Annotated in this window: 7 protein-coding genes; 6 read left to right on the top strand and 1 reads right to left on the bottom strand. The window is 70.0% G+C overall.

The annotated features are described in order from the left end of the window. Positions 1-71: 71 nt before the first annotated feature. On the top strand, positions 72-569 hold the full coding sequence (locus KGQ19_RS46825; protein ID WP_212021808.1) for a GNAT family N-acetyltransferase: 498 nt from the start codon (positions 72-74) through the stop codon (positions 567-569). A 14-nt stretch (positions 570-583) separates the two neighbouring features. Here the strand turns inward: KGQ19_RS46825 and KGQ19_RS46820 are convergent, their stop codons facing one another. Then, complete coding sequence (locus KGQ19_RS46820) at positions 584-1,066, bottom strand: GNAT family N-acetyltransferase (RefSeq protein ID WP_212021806.1); 483 nt, start codon at positions 1,064-1,066, stop codon at positions 584-586. Positions 1,067-1,192: 126 nt separating this feature from the next. Between KGQ19_RS46820 and KGQ19_RS46815 the strand changes: the two genes are divergently transcribed. The 5 genes from KGQ19_RS46815 to KGQ19_RS46795 all read left to right on the top strand — a co-directional run bounded on the left by KGQ19_RS46815 (position 1,193) and on the right by KGQ19_RS46795 (position 6,085). Beyond that, complete coding sequence (locus KGQ19_RS46815) at positions 1,193-1,780, top strand: dihydrofolate reductase family protein (RefSeq protein ID WP_368862258.1); 588 nt, start codon at positions 1,193-1,195, stop codon at positions 1,778-1,780. 10 nt (positions 1,781-1,790) lie between these two features. Then, entirely contained in the window at positions 1,791-2,138 is a 348-nt protein-coding gene (locus KGQ19_RS46810) for a YciI family protein (RefSeq protein WP_212021803.1), read from the top strand. A 77-nt stretch (positions 2,139-2,215) separates the two neighbouring features. Further along, positions 2,216-3,484 carry an RNA polymerase sigma factor gene (locus tag KGQ19_RS46805; protein WP_212021801.1) on the top strand — a complete coding sequence of 423 codons (1,269 nt, stop codon included), beginning with the start codon at positions 2,216-2,218 and terminating at the stop codon, positions 3,482-3,484. Next, positions 3,481-4,179, top strand: coding sequence for a hypothetical protein (locus tag KGQ19_RS46800; protein ID WP_212021799.1), 699 nt, complete (start codon positions 3,481-3,483; stop codon positions 4,177-4,179). Before KGQ19_RS46805 ends, KGQ19_RS46800 begins: the two co-directional genes overlap by 4 nt. Positions 4,180-4,471: 292 nt before the next feature. Then, on the top strand, positions 4,472-6,085 hold the full coding sequence (locus KGQ19_RS46795) for an MFS transporter (protein WP_230420509.1): 1,614 nt from the start codon (positions 4,472-4,474) through the stop codon (positions 6,083-6,085). Positions 6,086-6,172 lie beyond the last annotated feature (87 nt).

Genomic DNA, 6,172 nt, shown 5'->3' with positions numbered 1-6,172 from the left:
GTGTAGCGGCATGGCATGAGGGCCGATGTAATTCGGGCGCGGTGCCGCGTGGCGTGTGCTGAACTAGCCGTATGACTGGCCAGGTGGTCATCCCCATCCAGGTCCGGGATCTGACTCATGCGGACCTGCCGTATTGCGCCTGGGCCGGGACTTCCCTGCACCTGCGTACCGTCGCGAAGGAACTGGAGCGCGTGGCGGCCGGAGTGGCGGAGTACCTGGCAGTCTGCGTCGCCAAGACCGACGCTCCGGTGGCGATCGGCGGCATCGACTATGAGCAGGCCGTGGGTTCCGGCACGATCCATCAACTCGCGACCATGCCCGCGCTCCAGTCCCGCGGCTTCGGCACGGCGCTGATCGAGGAGGCCGAGCAGCGGATCCGCCATCGCGGCCTGACCCGCGCCGAACTCTGCGTCGAACACGACAATCCGCGGGCCCAAGCCTTGTACGAGCGGCTCGGCTATGTGGTTTTCGACAACGTCCTCGACGGGTGGGACGAGGAGAAGCTGGACGGGACGATCCGCCGCTACGAGACGATGTGCGCGGTCCTGGCCAAGGACCTGCGGAACTAGCCGTTCGTCAGCTGCTAGCCGCCTGCTCCGCTCCCGAACGCCTGAAGTGCCTCGCCGGTCAGCCGCATCATCGTCCACTCGTCCAGCGGCACCGCGCCGAGCGCCTTGTAGAAGCCGATCGACGGCTCGTTCCACTTCAGCACGCTCCACTCCACCCGGCTGTAGCCGTGCTCGACGGCGATGCGCGCCAGCTCGCGCAGCAGCGCGCTGCCGTGGCCGCCGCCACGGGCTTCGGGGCGGACGAACAGGTCCTCCAGATAGATGCCGTGGGTGCCGTTCCACGTTGAGAAGTTGAGGAAGTAGAGCGCGAAGCCGACCGGGGTGCCGGCGTCGTCCTCGGCGATCAGCGCGAAGACGGCCGGGTGCTCGGCGAACAGGGCGGCGTGCAGCTGCTCTTCGGTGGCCCGGGCGGCTTGCGGCTCGCGTTCGTACTCGGCGAGGGCGGCGACCAGGGCGAGGATGGTCGGGACGTCGGCGGGGGCGGCGGCGCGGATCATGGCGCCAGCCTAGTCGGCACAGTTGTGGCCGTTCGTCGTCACTCGTCCGGCGGGGCTGTCTGTTTCGGCCTCTCCCGTTCGTGTAGAGGGTGAGAAGGATCCACACGGACGATGAAGGAGCAGGTCATGGGCAAGATCGTGGTGACCGAGAGCCTGACCCTGGACGGCGTGATGCAGGCGCCGGGCCGGGCCGACGAGGACTCGAGGGGCGGCTTCACTTACGGCGGCTGGGGCACCGACTACCCTGACGAGATCATGGGCGCCGAGATGGCCAAGCGCATGGCGGGTCAGGGCGTGATGCTGCTCGGGCGGTTCACGTACGAGGACCTGTTCGCGTTCTGGCCGAAGCAGACTGACGGCAACCCGTTCACCGCGCGGCTGAACAAGGTGCGGAAGTACGTGGTGTCGGAGACGTTGACCGAGCCGCTGCCGTGGGAGAACTCGACGCTGCTGAGCGGCCGCGATGGTGAGGTATCCGAGGCGGTCGCCGCGCTGCGCGACGCCACCGAGGGCGACGTCTCCGTCATCGGCAGCGGGCAGCTCGTCCGCACGCTCGCCGCCGCCGGCCTGGTCGACCGCTACGTGCTGCTGATCCACCCGCTCGTGCTCGGCACCGGGCTCCGGTTGTTCGAGGGCGCCGAGCTCACCAAGCTGCGACTCACCGACACCGTGACCACCGGAACCGGTGTGATCATCGCGACCTACGAGGCTTGAGGAGAAGGACATGCCCCGCTATCTGCTCTCCATCTATCAGCCCGACGGTCCGATGCCGTCCGAGGACCGGCTCGCCGATATCCACCGCGACCTCGACGCGCTCAACGACGAACTCAAGGCGGCCGGCGGGTGGGTGTTCGACGGCGGGCTGCATCCGGCGAGCACGGCGACCGTGCTGCGGCCCGGCGGGGGCGACGTGCTGATCACCGACGGGCCGTTCGTCGACAGCAAGGAGCATCTGGGCGGGATCAAGATCGTCGATGCCCTTGACCTGGACGCGGCGCTCGGGTGGGGCGCGAAGTTGATGCGCGCGACCGGGTTGCCGGTCGAGGTCCGGCCGTTCCTGGGCTGGGACTGATACCGATGGTGAGGACTGAGATGGCCGGCGAGGACTGAGATAGCCGGCGAGGACTGACATGGCCAGCGAGGACTGAGATGACCGAGGGCGCCGACGTCGAGGCCGTCTTCCGCGCCGAGTACGGCCGGGCGGTGGCCGTCCTGGTCCGCGCGTTCGGCGACATCGACCTGGCCGAGGAAGCGGTGCAGGAAGCGTTCACCACCGCGCTCCAGCGCTGGCCGCGGGACGGCTTGCCGCCGTCTCCGGCCGGCTGGATCATCACCACCGCCCGCAACCGCGCGATCGACCGGCTGCGCCGCGAGGCCCGGCGCGACGACCACCACGCCCAGGCCGTGCTCCTGCACGCCGCCAGCGATCCCGAACCGGAGGACCCGGTGCGCGACGACCGCCTGCGCCTGATCTTCACCTGCTGCCACCCGGCCCTGGCCCCGGCCGCCCGGGTGGCCCTCACCCTGCGCCTGCTCGGCGGCCTGACCACCGCCGAGATCGCCCGCGCGTTCCTGGTCAGCGAGCAGACCATGTCCCAGCGCCTGGTCCGCGCCAAGGGCAAGATCCGCGCCGCGCACATCCCGTACCGGATCCCGTCCGAGGCCGAACTGCCCGACCGGCTCCGCGCCGTCCTGGCCGTCGTCTACCTGGTCTTCACCGAGGGCCACTCGGCCACCTCCGGCGAGGAACTGGTCCGCGCCGACCTGTGCGCCGAGGCGATCCGGCTGGCCCGGCTGCTCACCGAGCTGATGCCGGACGAACCCGAGGCCGCCGGCCTGCTGGCCCTGCTCCTGCTCACCGAAGCCCGCCGCCCGGCCCGCACCGACGCCGCAGGCGACCTCGTCCTGCTCGCCGACCAGGACCGCGACCGTTGGGACCGAACCCTGATCGCCGAAGGCCAGGCCCTGGTCCGCGCCTGCCTGCGCCGCGGCCGGCCGGGGCCCTACCAGATCCAGGCCGCGATCAACGCCGTGCACAGCGACGCCCCCCGCGCCGAGGACACGGACTGGAGCCAGATCCTCGCCCTCTACGATCAGCTGCTGGCCGCCGAGCCGACACCGGTCATCGCTCTGAACCGCGCTGTCGCACTCGCGGAAGTATCCGGCGCCGCTGCCGCATTGGAGATTGTCGACGGCCTGGCCGCGCCGCTGGCCGAATACGGGCCCTACCACGCGGTACGCGCTGACCTGCTGCGCCGCGCCGGCCGGCGCGACGAAGCCAGCGCCGAATACGACCTGGCCGAGGCGCGCGCCGGCAACGCCAGCGAACGGACATTCCTGCGGTCTCGGCGGGACGCCCTCGCAGCACCAACCCACCCCGGTAGGGTCGGACGCTCGACCGACGGGAGAGAACCTTGACCATCGACACCCAGTACCTGCGCCTGCGCCTCTACTCGGACGAGAACCTCGACGAGATGCTCGCACAGGCGCGCCAGGCCGGTATGCCGCCGGTCGAGGAGGTCCTGCTCGCGCGCCGGCTCGCGCCCGGGCTGACCGAGATCGTCGCTCTGGACTCCGCCGAGTCGGCCTCGCTGGTGAACCGGTCCGAGCTCGACGGCGCGGCGCCGGAGGCGTTCTTCGGGCAGGCCGTCGAGCTGTCCCTCGGCGAGCGGCACTACAGCTCGCAGGAGGAGTTCGGCGGCGTGAAGTTCACCGTCGTCGGCGGTGAGCACCGCTATGTCAGCTCCCACATCCACGCCCTGCGGCGCTACGCGGACCCGGCGACCGCCCGCTTCGGCGCGCTGGTGGCGTTCCCGCTGCCCGAGTACGTCCTGATCCACGTCGTCAGCCCGGAGACGCATGTCATCGCCGCCATCGACGGCCTGGGGAGCGTCGCGGCGAACCTCTACGAGAAGGGCGCCAAGGCGATCAGCCCGCGCCTGTACTGGTGGCGGCCGGGGCAGTACGAGGCGCTGCCGGAGCGCGACGCCCACTACAGCGGCCAGGTCCCGGCCCTGGCGCCGGTCCAGCTGGATTTCGACGAGCAGGAGCGGTCGGTCACCGCGCGGACCCCGGCGACCTCCGAGCTGATCGAACTCTGGCAGGCGGGGTGAGGTCGGGCGGGTCGCTGCCCGGATGAGGTCTGACCTAGGGGCTTGGTCTAAGGGCTCGGCCTAAGGGCTCTGCTCCGGCCCGGATGTGAACCACTGCTCCGCCGCGCGTCTCAGAAGCCGTCCAAAGGCTTGGCGTGACCGGCGGGTATGCACCATGATGGCGCTCGGCTGCCTGCTGACGGGGACTTTCAGTCGGGGGCGTTTCCGCGCGTTCCGGCTTTCCGCGCGGGAGATCGGCGTTCTTCACCGCTCGGTTTCGTCATCAGTGGGTTGTTCACAGGGGAGAGGGATCATGTCCCAAGCTGCGCCGGTGCACGGCAGATCGAAGAATCTGGTCCTGGCCGCGATGATCTTCGCGGTCGCGATGACCTTCATCGACCAGACCATCGTCTCCATCGCGGTGCCGGAGATCCAGACCAAGCTGGGGCTGTCGGCGACCGGCGTGCAGTGGGCGGTCAACGCCTATCTGCTGGCGCTGGCCTCGCTGTTCGCCTTCGGCGGCCGGCTGGCCGACACGCTGGGCCACCGCAAGATGGTGACGGTCGGCGTCATCATCTTCGCCGGCGCCTCGGCGCTGTGCGGGGCCACGCCCGCGGGCTCGCTGGCCGAGGCCTGGCTCATCACCTTCCGCGCGCTGCAGGGGCTGGGCGGCGCGATCATGTTCCCGGCCGCGCTGGCCATCGTGGTGCAGACGTATGAAGTGCGCGAGCGCGGCAAGGCGCTGGCCACGTTCTTCGGCATCTCCGGTGCGCTGACCGCGATCGGCCCGATCATGGGCGGCTTCCTGACGCAGTGGACCTGGCGCGCGATCTTCTGGGTCAACCTCCCGGTCGCGGCGGTCGCGGTGCTGCTGATCGCGCTGTCCAAGCCGGTCACCGACTTCCGCCCGGCCAAGATGGACTACCGGGGTCTGGCGCTGATCACCGGAGGCATCGTGCTCGGCGTCTTCGGCTTCCAGCAGGCCCCGCTGTGGGGCTGGGGCAACCCGGCGATCGGCCTGTGCATCGCGGCCGGCGTGGTACTGCTGATCGTGTTCTACCGGGTCCAGCGCGTCACCGACTCGCCGCTGATCGACATGGCCATCTTCCGCAACCGCACCTTCCTGGTCGAGAACATGGTCCTGGGCGTGGCGATGCTGGTGTTCGTCCCGCTGTTCCTGTTCTCCAGTGAGTACGCGCAGATCTCCCTCGGCAAGCAGGCCAAGGACGCCGGCGTCTTCCTGCTCTACTTCTTCATCGGCTTCGCCGTCGCCACCCAGATCGGCGGCCGCATGCTGGACCGGATCGGCGCCAAGCGCCCGGTCACGATGGGCTGCGTATTGGCGGCCGTGGGCTTCTTCCTGTGGGCGCAGAAGGTCACCACGCTCGACTTCGGCAAGCAGCAGTGGTTCATCGTCCTGGCCGGCGCCGGCATGGGCCTGATGCTCTCCCCGGCCAGCACCGACGCGGTCAACCAGGCCGGCCGCTTCTCCTACGGCGAGGCCACCGGCATCACCCAGACCATCCGCAACTACGCGGCCAGCCTGGGCCTGGCGGTACTGGGCACGACCCTGGTGTCGCGGATGCGCGGCAACGTCGCCAACCAGCTGGTCGCCCAGCACGTCCCGCGCGCCCTGGCGGACAAGGAGGCGGCGAGCCTGGCGCAGATGCAGAACAGCGGCTCCTCCGGCGGCACCTCGGGCAACGGCGCGCCGGACCTGTCGAAGATCCCGCACTTCTACCAGGTGGCGTTCGCGCAGTCGACGCAGACGATCTTCTACATCATGGCCGGGATCATGGCGGTGGCAGCGCTCATCGCGCTGGTGGGGTTGAAGTGGGGCGTCGCGCCGGTGCCGGAGGGGGAGGCGGCAGCTGGGGCCGGCCCTGACGCCGGGCCGACGCAGGGGGCTGCGGAGGCGGCTGCCTAGTGCTGTATCAAGCAACGTTCCCGGGAGTTTTCGCGATGTGGTTCGCGACGTGGTTCGCGACGTGCCGGTCGGCGGGCGGGATTCGTT

It is taken from the genome of Catenulispora pinistramenti, from assembly GCF_018274385.1.
In the GTDB taxonomy this organism is placed as follows: Bacteria; Actinomycetota; Actinomycetes; order Streptomycetales; family Catenulisporaceae; genus Catenulispora; species Catenulispora pinistramenti.
Note: the sequence above shows the minus strand (reverse complement) of the source record. Positions and strands in the feature narration are given on the sequence as shown.